This window comes from Coriobacteriaceae bacterium (assembly GCA_025992705.1).
GTDB lineage: Bacteria > Actinomycetota > Coriobacteriia > Coriobacteriales > QAMH01 > QAMH01.
Genome location: DAJPGJ010000001.1, coordinates 693,989 through 712,629, shown reverse-complemented (window position 1 = coordinate 712,629; position 18,641 = coordinate 693,989). Strand labels below are relative to the sequence as shown.

The following is an 18,641-nucleotide window of genomic DNA, read 5'->3' as shown; positions in this document are numbered from 1 at the left end:
TGTTTCGATTGTTTTAACGATTTTGATGAGACAGTTGCTCAGAGCAACTGTCTCATTTTGTCATTTCGAGCGGAGCGCAGCGGACCACCTCTGTCATTTCGAGCGTAGCGCAGCGAAGTCGAGAAATCTCACCACGAGATCTCTCCACTTCGCGGCCTAGCGGCCGCTTCGGTCGAGATGACAGAGAGGCGCGTGACAACGGCCGCTTCGGTCGAGATGACCAGACAAAAGTTGCCGGGGCAGAATTGTCTGGTTTGCGAACGCATCGATCCCTTATTCGTGCTGGATGAGGTACTGGGCGACGTCTTCGGCGGCATTGGCGCCATCGGCGACTGCCGTCGTGATCTGGTAAAGCTCCTTGGAGCGTATGTCGCCCGCTGCGTAGACGCCCGGCACGCTCGTCTCCCCCACCGAATTGGTGACGACGTGGCCGGTGCGATCAAGCTTGACGGCATTGTTCAAGAACTCGACGTTGGGCACGGTGCCGATAGCGACGAAGAGCGCCGAACACGCGATGTTCGACTCCTCGCCCGTGTTCACGTTCTTGAGCTTGAGTCCCGTGACCGCGAAATCCTCGCCGACGATTTCCTCCACGGTCGTGTTCCAGATGATCTCGACATTGTCGAGCTCCTTGAGCTTGACGTTGTAGATGGCCGTGGCGCGCAACACGTCACGGCGTACGATGACCGTCACCTTATTGCAGATGCGCGAGAGGTAGATCGCATCCGCGACGGCCGTATTGCCGCCGCCGACGACGCAGACGTCCTTGCCCTTGAAAAAGTTGCCATCGCAGGTAGCGCAATACGAGACACCCGAGCCCTTGAACTCTTCCTCGCCCGGAATGCTGAGCAGGGCAGGCCTGACGCCGGTGGCGATGATGACCGTCTTCGCCGTCAAGTCATCGCCAGATGCCATATGAAGCTTCTTGGGGCAGGCATCGAAGTCAACGGAGAGCACGGCATCGTAGATAATCTGCGCGCCGAAGCTCGTCGCCTGCTTGGTCATGATCTCCGAGAGCTCATAGCCACTCGTCGACTGGTTGAAGCCGGGATAGTTCTCCAGATGCTCGGTAAGCGCCATCTGGCCACCGGGGGCGAGTCGTTCGATAACCGCACACGTAAGACCCGCACGTGCACAGTACATTGCGGCGGTCAAACCCGCCGGACCCGCCCCGATGATCAGGGCATCATACGTTGTCGACGTATCGGCTGCCATATCGTGACCTCTCGTTTGCCTGGCGCGTGGCCTAGTCGAACATGGCGAGGACGCCGTACTTGGGCATTGCGCCCACGTTCTTCTTGACGGGCTCACCGTTCTTGAAGAGCATCAGGGTCGGTACGGAGCTGATGTGATAGCGCTCGGCGATATCGCGGCTCTCGTCGATGTCGACCTTGAAGACATGCGCCTTGCCCTGCATCTCGTCGGCAACCTCCTCGATGACAGGTGCGAGCATATTGCACGGGCCACACCACGTTGCAAAGAAGTCTACGAGCACGGGCTCCTGCGCACCGAGGACGACCTCGTCGAAGTCTGCTGAAGTTGCATGCTGAACCATTTTGGGTCCTCCGTTCATCCAGTAATTCGTACGCTTCGCATTATATGCTTACTAGCAAACAGTATATTCGTGGTAGAATAAATCGTTACGAAACCTTCACGCTTCAACTTGGCAACCGTTGCCTGCAAGCTCTTCCCAAAACATTCACGCTGTCATACACTATGCGAACACATGTTTGCATATGAGTACCCGAGGGCAGGTTCATGGCTTCCGAAAACATCGTCATCAAAGGTGCACGTCAACACAACCTCAAGGATATCGACCTCACGATTCCGCGTGACGAGCTCATCGTCTTCACGGGCCTCTCCGGCTCGGGCAAAAGCTCGCTCGCCTTCGACACCATCTACGCCGAGGGCCAGCGTCGCTACGTCGAGTCCCTCTCCTCGTACGCGCGTCAGTTCCTCGGACAGATGGAGAAACCCGACATCGATTCGATCGATGGCCTCTCCCCCGCCGTCTCGATCGACCAGAAGACCACCTCCAAGAATCCGCGCTCGACCGTCGGCACCACGACGGAAATCTATGATTACCTGCGCTTGCTCTATGCACGCATCGGCACGCCCCACTGCCCCGTCTGCGGGCGCGTCATCGAGAAGCAGACGGCCGACCAGATTGCGGATCGCATCATGGGGCACAGCACGCCCGGCGATCGCATCATCGTCATGGCTCCCGTCGTGCGCGGCCGCAAAGGCGAGTTCGTCAAGTTCTTCGAGGACCTGGTCAAGGAGGGCTTCTCGCGCGTGCGCATCGACGGCGAGATGCACCGCCTCGACGAGGGCCTCAAGCTCGACAAGAAGTACAAGCACGACATCGAGGTCGTCATCGACCGCATCGTGCTGAAGGAGAGCGCCCTGCCGCGCCTCGTCGAGGCCATCGAAACAGCCACGACCCTCACCAAGGGCAACGTCCTCATCAAGGTGCTCCCCAAGGACGACGAGGAGGCCGACGCAGGCGTAGAGCACTCCTCGGGCGCACTTGCAGCTGCCGGCGTCGAGGGCGAGTACCTCTTCAGCATGGCGCTTGCCTGCCCCGAACACGACTACTCGATGGACGAGCTTAACCCGCGCGACTTCTCGTTCAACGCACCGTACGGCGCCTGCCCAGACTGCCTGGGCCTCGGCGCACGCCAGGAGGTTGACCCGGATCTCGTCGTTCCGGACGAGAACCTCACGCTCGAAGAGGGTGCCATCGCGCTGTTCAGCCCCTCGAGCAACTACTACCCGCAGATGTACGCTGCCGTCTGCGAGCACGTGGGCGGCGACATGTCGACGCCCTGGAAGGACCTCCCCAAGAAGACCCGCGACGCCCTGCTCTACGGCCTGGGCGACGAGAAGATCCGCATCGACTACGTCACGCGCGACGGACGCGACACCTACTGGTTCACGCGCTGGGAGGGCGTGCTCGCCGCCATCATGCGCAAGCACGACGAAAGCGACAGCGACCGCACGCGGGCGCGCCTCGAGGAGTTCATGGCGATCAATCCCTGCCACACCTGCAATGGCAGTCGCCTCAAACCCGAGGTGCTGGCCGTGACCATATCCGACAAGAACATCTTCGAGGCCACGCAGCTTTCCGCCGTCCGTGCGCTCGAATTCTTCGAAAACATCGAGATGACGGAGATACAAGCCCTCATCGGAAAGCCCATCGTCAAGGAGATCTGCACGCGCTTGAAGTTCCTCGTCGACGTCGGCCTCGACTACCTCACGCTCGACCGGCCCACGGCCACGCTCTCAGGCGGCGAGGCACAGCGCATCCGCTTGGCAACGCAAATCGGCGCGGGCCTCATGGGCGTGCTCTACATCCTTGACGAGCCCTCCATCGGCTTGCATCAACGCGATAACGAGCGTCTCATCGAGACGCTCAAGCATCTACGTGATCTCGGCAACACCGTCATCGTGGTCGAGCACGACGAGGACACCATCCGCAGTGCTGATTACGTGGTCGATATCGGACCAGGAGCGGGCGTTGCCGGCGGCCATGTCGTCGCGCAGGGTTCCCCGGCAGACATCGCCGCTTGCCCGGAGTCCATCACGGGCCAGTACCTCTCCGGGACGCGCTCCATCCCCGTGCCGGCCAAACGTCGCAATCCCAAGCGAGGCGCCATCAAGCTCAAGGGGGCAAAGGCCAACAACCTCAAGAACGTCAACGTGCAAGTCGAGATCGGCACGCTCACCGTCGTCACCGGCGTGAGCGGATCAGGCAAGAGCTCGCTTGTCACCGACACGCTCGCACCTGCGTTATCCAATCAGGTCATGCGCACGCGCAAACGCGTGGGCAAGCACCGTTCGCTCGAAGGCGTCGATCTTATCGACAAGGTCGTCGATATCGACCAGTCCCCCATCGGACGCACGCCGCGCAGTAATCCCGCAACCTATATCGGCGTCTGGGACGATATCCGCAAGCTCTACGCGAGCCTGCCCGAGAGCCGCGCCCGCGGATACTCCGCCGGTCGCTTCTCGTTTAACGTCGCCGGTGGCCGTTGCGAGGCCTGCAAAGGCGACGGTCAGCTCAAGATCGAGATGCACTTCCTCCCAGACATCTACGTCCCCTGCGAAGTCTGCGGCGGTGCCCGCTACAATCGCGAGACGCTGCAGGTCACGTATCGTGGCAAATCCATCGGCGACTTGCTCGACATGACGGTAGCGGAGGCCTGCCAGTTCTTCGAGAACATTCCCAACATCAAGCGCAAGCTCCAGACCCTCAACGATGTCGGTCTGGGCTACATCACGCTTGGCCAGCCGGCAACGACGCTCTCCGGTGGCGAGGCACAGCGCGTCAAGCTCTCGAGCGAGCTGCAAAAGGTGCAGACGGGCAAGACCTTCTACATCCTCGACGAGCCGACGACCGGCTTGCACTTCGAGGACGTGCGTCAGCTGCTCGAGGTGCTCGAGCGCCTCGTCGACGCAGGCAACACCGTACTCGTCATCGAGCATAACCTCGACATCATCAAGGCCGCGGACCGCATCATCGACCTCGGTCCCGAAGGCGGCGATGGCGGAGGTACGGTCGTGGCTTACGGCACGCCCGAGAAAGTCGCCCAATGCGAGGACAGCCACACCGCCCGTTTCCTCCGCGAGCTGCTGTCCGAGAAGCTCGACCTCATATCGACGATCTAACGGTTGTCCTCGGCGACTTTGCCGAGCGCCGTCATCGCGACGAGCGCCACCGTGACGGCGGGCTCCTCCTTGCCGCAGGGAATCGAGTACTTCAACGACTTCGAGAAGTAGAGCGCACGCATGTTGCCGAGGATTTCGCGCACCTCGTCATCTTTGTCGATGGCGCCCTTCAGGGCGGCGGACACCGGTGCGATCACGACCTTGCCGCCCGTCTGCGAAATGGAGGTGACGCCGCATTCGGATGCGAGCGCCTTGATCTTCGCGCGGTCGAGCATGTTCTGCGCAGGCTGTGGCGGCGTCCCAAACCCAGAACGCATCTGATCCGCGATCCTCTCGACATCATCGACGCTTTGGGCGGCGGCGATCTTGCGATAGAACAGCACGCGCTCGTCGGTTTCGGGCATGTATTCCTCGGGAATGAAGAAGTCCGCAGCCAGGTCGATCTGCACGTCCTCGTGCGCGATCCCCTGCTCGCCACGGGCATCGGCCACCGCTTGCGCCAGCATGGACGCAAACAAATCGAAGCCGACGGCGCTCATGTTGCCGCTCTGCTCGGCACCCAGAATGCTTCCCGCACCGCGGATCTCGAGGTCCTTCATCGCGATCTTCATGCCGCTGCCCAGGTCCGTGAACTCGCCAATCGCCTGCAAGCGTTCGGTCGCCTCTTCGGTCAGGGGCTTCTCGGGCGGGAAGAGGAAGTATGCGTAGGCCTGCTGGTTCGAGCGACCGACACGGCCCTTGAGCTGGTAGAGCTGCGCCAGACCCAAGCGCTGCGAATCCTCGATGATGAGTGTGTTGGTGTGCGGGTTGTCGATGCCGTTTTCGATGATGGTGGTTGCGACGAGTACGTCAATCTCGCCCGCCGCGAACTGCTCCATCACAGTCTCGATCTGCTTGGCGCTCATCTTGCCGTGCGCGATGCCGATGCGCGCCTCCGGTGCCGCCGACTCGACACGCTCGAGCGCGTCCTCGATGGTGCGCACGCGATTGCTCACGTAGTACACCTGCCCGCCGCGTTCCATCTCGCGCCTGATGGCGCCACTCACGATGTCCTCATCCCACTCGCCCACATGCACGGCAACGGGGCGCCTGTTGGGCGGCGGCGTATGGATGAGCGACATGTCGCGCACGCCCGACAGCGACATCTGCAGAGTGCGCGGGATGGGCGTGGCCGAAAGCGTCAGTACGTCGACGGATTCGCGCAGGTTCTTGAGCTGCTCCTTATGGCCCACGCCAAAGCGCTGTTCCTCGTCAATGATGACAAGCCCGAGATTCTTCGGGTTCACATCGCGACTCAGCAGACGATGCGTGCCCACGAGCACATCGACGCTGCCATCGGCAAAGCCCTCGAGTGCGGCCTTCTGCTGGGCGCTCGACCGGAAACGACTCATGACTTCGACGCGGATGCCGAAGGGCTCGAAGCGGTCGTGAAAGGTCGTATAGTGCTGCTGCGCGAGAATCGTCGTCGGGCACAGGATCATGACCTGCTTCTTGTCGCTCACGGCCTTGAATGCCGCACGCAGCGCAACTTCGGTCTTGCCAAAGCCCACGTCACCGCAAATGAGACGATCCATGGGCTTCTCGGATTCCATGTCAGCCTTCACGTCGGCGATGGCCTTGAGTTGGTCGGGCGTCTCCTCATAGGGAAAGACCTGTTCCATCTCCTCCTGCCAGACGGTGTCCGACGAATATGAAAAGCCCTTGACAGAAGAGCGCCGCGCATATAGATCGACCAGGTCGAACGCGAGCTTCTTGGCCGATTTGCGAGCGCGACCCATGGTACGGCTCCAGTCGGCCGTATGCAGGCGCGTCAAACGCGGAGCCGAGCCATCGGGTCCCACGTAGCGCGTCACGCGGTCAATCTGCTCGACGGGCACGTAGAGCTTGTCGCCTTCAGCGTAGGAAAGCAGCAGGTAGTCACGCTCCTGGCCAGCCGCCTCTTGGCGCACCATGCCCGAGAAGAGCGCGATGCCATGCGATGCGTGCACCACGTAATCGCCCGGCTTGTACGGGAAGGTGATGTCGGTGATATCGATGTTCTTGGCCTGGCGGGCACTGCCCCCGCGTCGCGACAGATCCGCGATGGAAATCATCGCGAGGCGCGCATCGGGAATGATGAAGCCATTGGGCACGTCGATGTCGATGATGTTGAGATAGCGCCGGTCGAACGATTTCTCGCCCTCATCGGGCACCTCGACGAAGGGTATGGAGCAGTCGCCGAACACAAGCTCGAAATCCTCGCGTGCCCTGCGATCGGGAACCGCGAACATCGTCGTCATGCCGGCTTTGATCTGCGCCCTGATGGTGGTGTACAGCTTCTCCTCGCGCCCGGCGACATTTGGCCGTTGCACCGCCACGTCGGCATCGACATCACCGCCAATGCGCATGATGGATTGCAAGGTCAGGCGTTGACGCGTCCCGAAGTCCATCTTCGCGGGCGGCGCGAACAGCCCCTCGAGCTCGTCATCGGAAACGCCGGCCTCATGTGCCATGACCTGTATCTCGTCGAAACGATGCGCCGCATCGTCGAAGAGCGATCGTGGCTCTGCGATGACGATGAGCGAGCCCTTCGCCGCATGGGAAATGGGTTGTCCCAGCTCCTTGTAGAGATACGGCGCGAAGCGATCCATGTCGCCAAAGACGACGCCCTCCTCGAGCATCGCAACCTTGTCGATCGTCTCGCGATTGCTGGCAAGCTCGGCACGCAGGGCTTCCTTGAGGCGCTTGAGGCCGCCGGCACTCACGGCGAACTCGCGCGCTGGCCAGATCTCGGCTTGCTCGATTTCGCCAATCGTCTGGCCCGTGCTGGCCACCACGCGACGTAACCCGTCCACGTCATCGCCGAAGAACTCGATGCGCACCGGCGCGGTCATGCCCGAGCCAAACACGTCGATCGTATCGCCTTGCTGCGTGAAGGTGCCGGGGCCATCGAGCTCGCCGAGTCGCTCGTATCCGCGGCTCACGAGCATGTCGGCGAAATCCTCGTAGGCGACGAGCTCGCCCGTTGCCGCGTCCACGACGCCATCGGCGCATGAGACGATGAGTGGCGAGAAGACGTTACCCGAGGCGGGCGCGACCTTGCGCAGCAGCGCACGCGCGGAGGCGACGACCACCACGGGACGCCCGAGCGTGAGGAGCCCAAGCGCCCGGGCACGTGCGCCGATGACCTTGTGGTCGGGGCGCACATCCTGCCAGGGCATGTCCGTACGCTCGGGATACACGCAGGTGTGCGCGCGCCCGATATAGGCCGCGACGTCGTTGGCGAAGCGCTCGGCTGCGTCGTTTCCGCTCACGACAACGAAGATCGTGCGTGGCTCGCGCGCGAACAGGGATGCCACGACGAAGGGGCGCACGGACGCGACAATGCCCAGCGAGGTGTCATCGCCTGCCTCGAGTTTGGCGAGCACGGGCTTCAGCTTCTCCGCAGAGAAGAATTGGCGTTGTAGTTGATCTATCAGCATGCTCGCTAGAATAGCCCAAACAAGTGGAAAGGTCATGCGATACCCAACATCATCCTGCGTTAAAATGAATATGTTCGATATTCACCTTTGTAAAGGAGAGCATCATGACGAACAACGTTGCGAACAATCTCACCGAGACCTTCCAAAACATCTTCCTCGCTGGCGTCGGGGCTTTGTCTATCGGCGGCGAGAAGGCCAAGGCCGTCATCGACGATCTCGTGGAGCGAGGACAGGTCACTGTCGACCAGGGCCGCAAGCTGAACGAGGAACTCAAGCACAAGGCCGAAGAGAGCGTCAGCAAGGTGCGCGAGGAGTCCATCCGCGCCTACGTGCGCTCGCTTACACCGGAGGAGCGAGTTGCCTTCGCCGAGCAGATGGCCCAAATCGCCCGCGAGATGGAAGATGACGGCAAAGACGACGTCGTCGTCGAGGCAGAAGAGGTCGCAGACGATGACGATGTCGTCATCAATCCCGACGGCACCTACGGAGGCAACGACGTCGACCCCGTCGAGCACCTCGATGTCGAAGCGCATGCAGAGCCCTCAGCCGGCACGGCCGACCCCGGCGATGTCGTCATCAATCCCGACGGCACCTACGGAGGCAACGACGTCGATCCCGTCGAGCACCTCAAGGGCGAATAACGGGTCATGCCAACGAGCGGCAACAACCTATTCAGGCGCGTCTTCGGCACGCCATCGGGTGTCAGCCCGCAAAAGCAGTTCGGGCTGACACGCCGCTCTCGCTTCGCGCGCCTACGCGAGCTGCTGAGCATCGTGCGCCGCTACCATGCCTTCCAGGGCATCACCCCCATCGAAATGCGCTCCATGCTCGAGGAGCTCGGCCCGAGCTTCATCAAGATCGGGCAGACACTCTCGACACGCTCCGAAATACTGCCGCCCGCATACTGCGAGGAACTCTCGAAGCTCCAGATGGATTGTGACCCGCTTCCCTTCGACGAAGTCCTCTCTGCGCTCGATACCATCTATGGCAAGGAGCGCCGCGAGCAGATCTTCTCGGAAATCGACCCCACGCCCCTCGGCAGCGCTTCGCTTGCGCAAGTGCATCGGGCGGTCTTGCGCGAAAGCGGCGAGCTCGTCGCCATCAAGGTGCAACGCCCCGGCGTGCGCATTACCATGGCGCAAGACATCGACATGATGCGCTCGCTCGCCAAATACGCGCAGCGCTTCATGAAGGGCAACCAGATCGTCGACTTGCGCGACGTGGTCGAGGAGCTCTGGCAGACCTTCCTCGAGGAGACGGACTTCGATAAGGAAGCCCAGAATCTCGCCGAATTCGCCGAGCTCAACAAGGACGTCGCCTTCCTCCACTGTCTCAAACCGTATCCGCAATATTGCACCGAAGAGGTGCTGGTCATGGAGTACGTCGACGGCATCTCGATTCGCGACACGCAGAAACTCGTCAAGCACGGATATGACCTCGCCGAAATCGGCGAGAAACTACTCGACAACTACGCCACGCAGATTCTCGACGATGGCTTCTTCCACGCCGATCCGCATCCCGGCAACATCGAGATCAAAGATGGCTGCATCGTCTATCTCGATCTTGGCAACATGGGGCGCCTCACGCCCGACGAGCGTGCAAGTTTCACGCGCATCATCGTTGCCGTCGGCCATGAGAGCTCGACCATGCTCGAGGACGCGCTCATCGGCTTCTCGGTCGGCGGAGACATCAACGCCATCGACCATCCACGCCTGCTCAGCATACTCGACCGCATCATCGACCGATACGCATCGGCGGAAATGGACGAGATAGACATCGGCGCATTCCTCACCGACATCACCAACGCCATGCGCGAATGCAAGCTCGAGCTGCCGAGCTGCCTCACCGCCGTTGCCCGCGGTTTGGTCACGCTCGAAGGCACGCTCATTAACTTCGTAGGCAGCTTCAACATGGTCGATGTCATCAACGGACACCTCAGCCGCGAGAAAACCCCGATGGACGAGTTCAAGCAGATGACACGCGACCTCATCATCAGCCTCGACCGCTCCGCCCGCGGTCTCGCGCGCGCCACCGAATACATCGGCGACGTCACCCACATGCTGAGCCGCGGCCAGCTCAAGGTCAACATGGAGATGCTGAGCAGCCAGGAGCCTCTCGGCAAGCTCTCGCGCATCATCAACCGTCTCACGCTCGGCATGATCACGGCCGGTACGCTCGTGAGCGCCGCGCTCGTGAGCACGATCTCGGAGCCGACCGTCGCAGGACTGCCCGTGCTCTCGTTTACGGGCTACTGCGTCGGCATTGGCCTCACGCTTTGGATCATCATCGACATCATTCGCCACGGCGGCAATAACGCCTAGACGGGGACACCTCGCATAGCGCCGGGAATCCTTGGCAACATCTTCGTCGAGACAGACACGTACCTGCTCCGGAAGACGCCGCACATGCTAGATGCCCAGCCAGCCTCCGATAATCGGCATCCAACCCATGATAAAGATAATGACGAGGAGCACCGGAATGCAATAGCTGACCCAGCCATGCATCCATTGCGGAAACTTCATGCCCTCGCCGGTATCGACTTCCTTGATGAAGTTCTTCCAGCCCCAGCCAAACTTGCGCGTGCAGAAGAGCAGGAACACGAGCGAGCCAAGGGGTAGCAGGTTGTTCGAGACGATGAAGTCCTCGATACCCTGGATATCGCCGATGCCCGGAACCTGCACGCCAGAGAGCACGTTGAAACCCAGAGCGCACGGCAGCGACAGTATGGTGATGAGCACGAGCGCGATGCGAACGGTCTTGAGACGATCCCAACCCTTGTAATCCATGAACATCGCGATGATGTTCTCGAACACGGCGACAACCGTGGAAAGTGCCGCAAACGACATGAACAGGAAGAAGAGCGCGCCCCAGAGCTGCCCAAGCCACATCTGCGCAAACACGTTGGGCAAGGTCACGAACACGAGGCCCGGGCCGCTTCCCGGATCGACGCCAAAGGCAAAACAAGCAGGAAAGATGATGAGGCCGGCCATGAGCGCAATGACGGTATCGAGCACGCCGACGGAGAGCGCCTGCCCGAAGATGCGACGTTCCTTGCCCAGATAGCTACCGAAGATCTCCATGGAGCCAATGCCGATGGAGAGCGTGAAGAAGCTCTGTCCCATCGCGGCGTAGACGACCTCCGCGAAACCCGCGGGGCCATTGGCGAACATCTTGGAGAAATCCGGCATGAGGTAGAAGGCCAAGCCGCCCTCGGCACCTGGCAGCGTAACCGCGCGGACAACGAGAACGAGAAGGATCACGAACAGCGCGCACATCATGAATTTGGTAACGCGCTCGACGCCCTTGTTCACGCCAAATCCGCAGATGAGCATGCCTATCACGCACACGATGATTGTCCAAACCACGACCTCACCGGGATTTGCGAGCATCGTCTCGAAAACGCCGCCCACCTGGGCCGTGTCCAAGCCATTGAACTCGCCGGACGCCATCTTGATGAAGTAGTCGAGCATCCAGCCCGCCACGCAGGTATAGAACATCATGAGCATGAAGTTGCCGATGAAACCCACCCAGCGCATGAAATGCCACTTGGTGCCCGCAGGCTCAAGCACGTCAAAAGCGCGCGAGATGGACTTCTGGCTTGCGCGACCCACCGTATACTCGAAACAGAGCATGGGCAGGCCGAAGAGCATGAGGAAAAGAATGTAGAGGATGATGAAGGCGGCGCCACCGTACTCGCCCGTGATGTAGGGAAAGCGCCAGACGTTTCCCAAGCCGATTGCGCAGCCTGCACTTACCAGCAGAAAGCCAATGTTGCTCGAAAACCTATCGCGTTGAGCCATCTCATCCCTCACTTGTTCGGCGCACCCTCCCCTGGCGCGATAACTTGATATGGTATCACGGCAGGCCCTCCACAACCCTCACCGTAACGCTTCGGTGGCATCATTGGAGGCAGGCATACCACCTTCGCGTATAATCTCCGGAGATATTCGCACGGCAAGCCGTCTGCGCGGCATCATGATGTAAGAGGAGCTCATGGTTTACGACAACGTGCTCGAGGCGATGGGTCGCACGCCTCTCATCCGTCTGCGACATATTCCCGACGAGAACTGCGCGCAGATTCTCGTGAAGTTCGAAGCACTCAACGTCGGCGGTTCGATCAAGACGCGTACGGCGTACAACATGATTCTCCAGGCCGAGCGACGCGGCGAAATCGCGCCCGGCAAGACCACCATCATCGAGCCGACGAGCGGCAACCAGGGCATCGGCTTGGCTCTCGTGGGCGCGGTGCGCGGCTACGACGTGCGCATCATCATGCCCGATTCGGTCTCGGTCGAGCGTCGCAAGATCTGCGAGGCCTACGGCGCGCAGATCGAGCTCGTTCACGATGACGGCGACATCGGCAAGGCCATCGAAACCTGCGCAGAGCTCGCCCACGAGCAGGCGGCGGCAGATCCCAACGCCTTCATGCCCGACCAGTTCTCGAATGTCGACAACGTCGCCATCCAGCGCACGCAGACAGCCGTGGAGATTCTCGAGGATGCCAGCGAGTCCGGCATCGTCATCGACGGCTTTGCCTGCGGCTTTGGCACCGGCGGCTCCATCTCGGGTGTTGGCAGCGCGCTCAAGCAGGCGAATCCTGACACCATCGTCTGGGCAGCCGAGCCCGAAAACGCCGCTATGCTGGCCGGCGGCAATATCGGCACGCATCTGCAGATGGGTATCGGCGACGGCGTCATCCCCGCCATCCTCGACCGCAGCGTCATTGACGCGACCTGCGTGGTGAGCGACGACGAGGCAATCACGATGGCCCAGCGCCTCGCGCGCGAAGAGGGGCTGCTCTGCGGCATCTCGAGCGGAACGAACGTCGTTGCCGCGCTGCTGCTCGGCTACGAGCTCGGCCCGGATGCCACCGTCCTGACCATCCTCACCGACACCGGCGAGCGCTACTTCTCGACCCCGCTGTTTGGGGAGTAGAGGGCGATTTGATTACTCGCGCCCATCGTTTTCAGTCAACTCCACATCCTCGACTTCGCAAAACTTGTCGAGATACTGCCGCGGAGAGAGGCGCTTGATGGGGGACTTCGCAAATGCCGCCTCGTCGCGTGAAATGATGTAATCGACGCCTCCATGCTCCGCGCATGCGCGGATCAACCCATCTTCGAAATCCGGCTCGTCGGATTGTGCCGCGATACGGCAAAGCCCCATGTCCACGGGAATAACCTCGAACAGGTCCATAACCGCGAGAACATACGCACGAGCAGATGGCTCATCGGCATATTTGCAGAGAATGTAGTACACGTCCTTGAGACTGAGCGCCGAGACATAACCGATGGACTGACCATAAGCGAACTCGTCGACGAGCAGCGTGGCCGCAGCCCACCCCGCACGCTCACCCATGGCCACGTCGAGCAGGACGTTTGTGTCGAGGAGCAGCTTCCTACTCATAGCGGCTCGCAATAAGATCGCGGATCTCCTTGTCGGACATCTTACCGATGGAGGCATCATGCTTGCGCTTGGCAAAACCCTTGAGAAACGATGCTGCTTGCGCTTTTGCGTCCGGCTCCTCGCTGGAAGCAAGCTGGGGCATGCGCCCATCGCGCTTGATGGCCTCAAGCAACACGGTGCCACAGTACTGCCCGTAAGACAGCCCGTATTCCCTGTGGGCGAGCGCATCGGCATAGGCAAGAAGGCCCTCGTCCGCACGGCTTGAAAAGACTTTTGTCGTCATGGCACTTCCATTCGTAAACGTGTTTACATTATAGAGCAAAAATGATGTAGAAATCGCCTCAAAAAACTACCGCTTATCATCAGCCTTTTCGCAGCGCTTGACGAAATTGCCCCCCCCCCGATAATCACACTACTTATCAGCAGCACGTCTAGCGAGTGACATAACCACCTTCTGACACCTCACTTAGCCAACCCAACAAACGAAGGGCAAAAGAAAAGTGAGTTCATCGAAAGTGAACAGCCGAGCGCGCCAAGATGCCGAGTCCGCAATCTCATTTCTAAGGGGACGCGGGGTAGAGCGGCTGGTGCATTTCACCTCTCTCGAAAATGTGCCAAGCATATTAAAGAATGGCCTAATCCCAAGGGAGAACCTTGATGCTCTAGGAGCAAAATATGAGGCAAACGATGATATCCGGCTCGATGGAAAAGGGCATATCAATCTTTCTATATCTCATCCGAACATCCCCCTCTTTTTCAAGATGAGGCAGCGGTTCTCCGACAGGTATTACGTAGTCTTATCTATAGATCTTGAGGTGTTGTATGACCACGCTGGCGAAGAAGGGCAGAAAAAGTATCAGTTCTCGAACACGAACGCCGCGTCCAACTATGCCTCGTCATGCAATATTCAGCAGCTTTTCGCAGGCCAGAGACCTGAAGGATATAAAGATAGTTGGACAACTGATCCACAAGCCGAGGTGCTTATTCCGGGAAAGATAGAGCCTAGGTATATCAACGCAATCATGTTTCCCTTGGACTGCGAAGAAGACGAGGGCAGGGTCCGAGCGATCAAATCAATTGAACGCGTAATAAAGAAAGAGAATTTACCTTGTAAGCTCGTGCGCAATGATGCAATCTTCGACGACCTGCGAAAGAAAATAGCCAGTGCCTCTTCAGGTGAAAAGCTCGAGTACTATTATCTGTCCTGGCAAGCAAACGAGTCCGCCTACAACCTCCTGACATCCGAAATTGAGAATTTACCGAGCAAGTCTTTCTTCGGGTCAATTGCCGTACCTACAGAATCCCTCACGGCTGCCTTAAGAAACCGCGGTACGGGCGACAATCACGTCATCTGGACCTTAGAATTTCATAAGCCAAAAATGAAATTTCAACGAGGAAAGGAGCAATTGGTAAGCCTCGCTGTCGTAGAAAAAATTATAAATAGGAGCAGAATAGGCGTCCTGTCAGAGACCCTTGAGGCCCAAATATACAAACTCGTATGTGACCAAAAATCTGCATGGCCCAACAGCGAGAGTTTTGAAGAGGCTTTCCATCACTACATCAGATTTGCTCATCAGGTTCAGTGCACGCTCATAGAGCTCGTTAAGCACCAAAGCATAGGCAAGGAATCAAGCTTGGCGTTTGCGACGGATGAGCCGAAAGACTTTAGGCTTGATGCTATTTTCAAACTGGCGCTCGATGACCTTATTTCCCTCTCTAGCTGTGTTTGCGACCTCTACAAAAGTAACGGCATCTTCGATGAACTCACATACGCCGACAACAAAACTTTGGCGAATTATTCTATCTACTACGGGCAAAAGAATAGCGAGCCCGCACCCAATGAGGCCATCATCTCGCCTGTATCCGAATCCGAGATTGTATGCTCCTATGACCCTGTTCAAGTTCAAACTCCCGTCAGGGTCTACCCAACACCCAAGACGCTCCGTGAGCTGTTGCACTATATCTTTAGGTTCGATGATTTTCGCGAGGGCCAATACCGCGCTCTTATCCGAGCATTGAATCGAGAGGACACAATTGTTCTTTTGCCAACTGGAAGCGGCAAGTCTGTCGTCTTTCAGCTTCTCGCCCTCATCACGCCGGGAACCGCGTTTATCATTTCGCCCATCGTGTCTCTAATCGAGGATCAAGTGCAAAACCTCAGGCTGCGGGGCATCGACCGCATCGTGGGCTTGACGGGAGAATCAGAAGACAAGCGGGGCATTGAGCATAGACTCGCCACCGGCCAGTACATCATGTGCTACTCATCTCCCGAGCGATTTCAGATACAAAGCTTCATAGATAGCGTACAAAACTACGCGAGAGAAAATCTCGTTTCCGTCATAGCCATAGATGAGGCGCACTGCGTAAGTGAATGGGGTCATGACTTCAGAACGTCCTATCTGAGCCTTGCCCAGAACTGCCGCGCCATATGCCGCACCAAAGAGCATGTCCCGCCACTGCTAGCATTAACAGGAACTGCATCCACGAGCGTACTTATTGACATAAAACGCGACCTTGGTATCGACGCGCCGGACGCCTGCATCAAGCCAAAGACGTTTGACAGACCAGAATTGCATTATCGTATTATCAAGAAAAAAAGCAGCGATAAATTAGATGCTCTAGATGAGATTTTACAAGTGCGTCTACCAAAAGACCTCGGCCTATCTGCCGAGGAATTATGCGTGCATTCTGGAGATGCGAACACCAACAGCGGGATAGTCTTCTGTCAAAACGTAAACGGCCCGTATGGAATTATGAACACTGCGAGGGCAATTGAATACGGGCATTACGGCGTCTGGGATTATCTTGATATGAAATATCCGGGCGAGTGCACATATTACTGCGGAGGAAAACCAAAACGTTTTGCTGGTTCAGACTGGACAAAAACGAAAGCAGAACACGCTCTTCGATTCAAGAACAATGAAGCAAGCATTATGGTCGCGACAAAAGCATTCGGCATGGGAATCGATAAGCCAAATGTTCGGTGGATTGTCCACTACGGCATGCCGAGCAGCTTAGAGTCCTATTACCAAGAGGTTGGCAGAGCCGCAAGGGACGGAAAAGACTCCTACGCATACCTTATCTTGTCGGACGATTTCCCGTCGATTAACGATACGATACTCGACCCAGTTGAGACAAGCCTAGCCCAAATCGATGAGATTGAGGAAACCAAGGGCAAGTGGGATGGCGATGATATAAGCCGTAGTCTTTATTTTCATCAAGAAACGTTCTCTGGCATCGAAGAAGAGATGCGCACCGTTCGTGCTGTCTTTAATGAATGCACAAGCGAAAACTTCTATGACAAGCGATGGCATGTCGATTTCTCTTCTTCCAACAAAAACACTCTTGAGCGTGCAGTCTATCGCTTGACCCTATTAGGAGCCTTCAAAGGATATGCAATTGAGTATAGGGGATATGAAGGCGGAAAGTTCATCATTGAACCTACCCCGGCAGGAGGAGAAGTCCTCAGAAAGGCAGTTACAGATAACTATTTGTCTTACATTCGCTCGTACCAATCTGATTCAGCTTTTTTGGAAGCCGCGAAGAACAACCTGGAAAAGGCGGTTTCCGATGTCGGCGATGATCGCGAGTTCATATTAGGCGTGCTGGAGCACATGCTGGTCAACTTCACGTACAAAATCATAGAAGAGGGTCGTAGAAGGGCCCTGATGACAATATTGGCCACAGCTAGGTCCGCGTCTAGAATTCCTTACACCAAAGACGCAGAGGACTATTTCAGAAATCAAATAGCTGCATATTTAACAACGAACGACGATAACGAGGACGATGGCATTGGTGCCATACTCTATGATGCAACGGATGTCTCCAAACTACTCGCGGTCATAGAAAACGCAAAGTGCGCCAAAGAAGAGCTTCCCGTATCAAGACAAGCACTCAGGCTGCTCGAGGATTATCCCCAGCACTACGGGCTCTATTTCATTCTTGCGGCTCTTCAGGCACTTCAGTCCGAACGCGAAGAGGCTGTTCGCTCCATAAATGCCATGATTCGTTTTGGCGTAGAGAGCTACGGCCTTGCGCCAGAAAACTGCGTTGCCGACTTTCTTTTGTTTCTAGATGGAAGCTCTGGCACAGATGTTCATATTGAGGTTTTCGACAGCATCTTGTTAACCATGTCGATGGCCCTGGATAAACCATATGCTGATCTGCTTAGTGAGCTTGCCTGCGAGAATGCAATACAAATTCGGAGTCTTATCCAAATTGATGCCATGATGGGGTCTATTGCCGAAAGGATGACATGGACAATAGCGAATACAAGGAAATAGAGAGCAGAGCGCTTAATATAGTAAGCACGCTCAATGCTCTCAAAGAGGAAATAGCGGAGTATAAGCAGGCGAAGACCGAAGCCAACAGAAAACTAAACTCCCTCGATAACTTAGTCAACTCAATAACGAGCGCCACAAATGAGCTTGCTGAAACAGCCCGGCAAATTGGGGCCAGTGATTACCGCGCTTTCCATGAGGAGCTCTTTGCCGACATTACCTCATTATCAGAAAACTGCAGCTCTCTAGAAGCGCAAACAAAGTCATTACCTGAATCGCTTAAGGGCGCCATAGCCGAACAGAGCAAAAAACAGGATGAGTCCCGCAATGCTTTTTTGGTATCTCTCGACGAGCGCCTTCAAGCAGAAACCAAAAGCATCGAATCACTTCGAGAGAAGATCACTGGCGTATGCGCGCAGATCGATACGCATGCTTCCGAACTTCCAGACTTGCTGAGTGGAGCACTCGCCGAGCAGAGCAAAAAACAGGATGAGTCCCGCAATGCTTTTTTGGTATCTCTCGACGAGCGCCTTCAAGCAGAAACCAAAAGCATCGAATCACTTCGAGAGAAGATCACTGGCGTATGCGCGCAGATCGATACGCATGCTTCCGAACTTCCAGACTTGCTGAGTGGAGCACTCGCCGAGCACGCAAAGCGACAAAAAGATCGTGACTCGTACATCACGAAGGCCCTCGAGCGAATGGTGGAGACAAACCGCAACAGGGATGCAAAATTACTCGAACGCATCGAAAACCTCGAAATTGTTATCTCGAGGATAGATCGAAACACCCAAAAAGGATTTGGCAAAGAAAAGGGGTAGCC

The 18,641-nt window shown here is 57.5% G+C and carries 12 protein-coding genes; 6 read left to right on the top strand and 6 right to left on the bottom strand.

Annotated features, from left to right (window positions below; all coding sequences use genetic code 11):
- Window positions 1-273: 273 nt before the first annotated feature.
- Both trxB and trxA read right to left on the bottom strand, forming a co-directional pair.
- Window positions 274-1,215, bottom strand: a complete 942-nt coding sequence (gene trxB / locus OIM11_03205) for a thioredoxin-disulfide reductase (protein ID HJJ00142.1) — start codon at window positions 1,213-1,215, stop codon at window positions 274-276.
- Window positions 1,216-1,246: 31 nt separating this feature from the next.
- Complete coding sequence (trxA, locus tag OIM11_03200) at window positions 1,247-1,555, bottom strand: thioredoxin (GenBank protein HJJ00141.1); 309 nt, start codon at window positions 1,553-1,555, stop codon at window positions 1,247-1,249.
- A 203-nt stretch (window positions 1,556-1,758) separates the two neighbouring features.
- On the opposite strand from trxA, the gene uvrA reads away from it, so the two are divergent.
- Window positions 1,759-4,671, top strand: a complete 2,913-nt coding sequence (gene uvrA / locus OIM11_03195; protein ID HJJ00140.1) for an excinuclease ABC subunit UvrA — start codon at window positions 1,759-1,761, stop codon at window positions 4,669-4,671.
- Here uvrA and mfd read toward each other — a convergent pair.
- The gene (mfd, locus tag OIM11_03190) at window positions 4,668-8,078 is read right to left on the bottom strand and encodes a transcription-repair coupling factor (protein HJJ00139.1); all 3,411 of its coding nucleotides are present in this window, start codon (window positions 8,076-8,078) and stop codon (window positions 4,668-4,670) included. The two genes, uvrA and mfd, sit on opposite strands and share 4 nt — an antisense overlap.
- 158 nt (window positions 8,079-8,236) lie before the next feature.
- Between mfd and OIM11_03185 the strand changes: the two genes are divergently transcribed.
- Both OIM11_03185 and OIM11_03180 read left to right on the top strand, forming a co-directional pair.
- Window positions 8,237-8,773 carry a phasin family protein gene (locus tag OIM11_03185; GenBank protein ID HJJ00138.1) on the top strand — a complete coding sequence of 179 codons (537 nt, stop codon included), beginning with the start codon at window positions 8,237-8,239 and terminating at the stop codon, window positions 8,771-8,773.
- Window positions 8,774-8,779: 6 nt separating this feature from the next.
- Window positions 8,780-10,453, top strand: coding sequence for an AarF/UbiB family protein (locus OIM11_03180; GenBank protein ID HJJ00137.1), 1,674 nt, complete (start codon window positions 8,780-8,782; stop codon window positions 10,451-10,453).
- 87 nt (window positions 10,454-10,540) lie between these two features.
- Here OIM11_03180 and OIM11_03175 read toward each other — a convergent pair whose 3' ends face one another.
- Complete coding sequence (locus OIM11_03175) at window positions 10,541-11,932, bottom strand: sodium-dependent transporter (GenBank protein ID HJJ00136.1); 1,392 nt, start codon at window positions 11,930-11,932, stop codon at window positions 10,541-10,543.
- 193 nt (window positions 11,933-12,125) lie between these two features.
- Between OIM11_03175 and OIM11_03170 the strand changes: the two genes are divergently transcribed.
- Complete coding sequence (locus OIM11_03170) at window positions 12,126-13,067, top strand: cysteine synthase family protein (protein ID HJJ00135.1); 942 nt, start codon at window positions 12,126-12,128, stop codon at window positions 13,065-13,067.
- 12 nt (window positions 13,068-13,079) lie between these two features.
- Here OIM11_03170 and OIM11_03165 read toward each other — a convergent pair whose 3' ends face one another.
- Both OIM11_03165 and OIM11_03160 read right to left on the bottom strand, forming a co-directional pair.
- Window positions 13,080-13,538, bottom strand: coding sequence for a PIN domain-containing protein (locus OIM11_03165; GenBank protein HJJ00134.1), 459 nt, complete (start codon window positions 13,536-13,538; stop codon window positions 13,080-13,082).
- Complete coding sequence (locus tag OIM11_03160; protein HJJ00133.1) at window positions 13,531-13,821, bottom strand: hypothetical protein; 291 nt, start codon at window positions 13,819-13,821, stop codon at window positions 13,531-13,533. The genes OIM11_03165 and OIM11_03160 overlap by 8 nt, the downstream gene beginning before the upstream one ends.
- Window positions 13,822-14,038: 217 nt before the next feature.
- Between OIM11_03160 and OIM11_03155 the strand changes: the two genes are divergently transcribed.
- Both OIM11_03155 and OIM11_03150 read left to right on the top strand, forming a co-directional pair.
- The gene (locus OIM11_03155; protein ID HJJ00132.1) at window positions 14,039-17,821 is read left to right on the top strand and encodes a DarT ssDNA thymidine ADP-ribosyltransferase family protein; all 3,783 of its coding nucleotides are present in this window, start codon (window positions 14,039-14,041) and stop codon (window positions 17,819-17,821) included.
- On the top strand, window positions 17,794-18,639 hold the full coding sequence (locus OIM11_03150) for a hypothetical protein (GenBank protein ID HJJ00131.1): 846 nt from the start codon (window positions 17,794-17,796) through the stop codon (window positions 18,637-18,639). Before OIM11_03155 ends, OIM11_03150 begins: the two co-directional genes overlap by 28 nt.
- Window positions 18,640-18,641 lie beyond the last annotated feature (2 nt).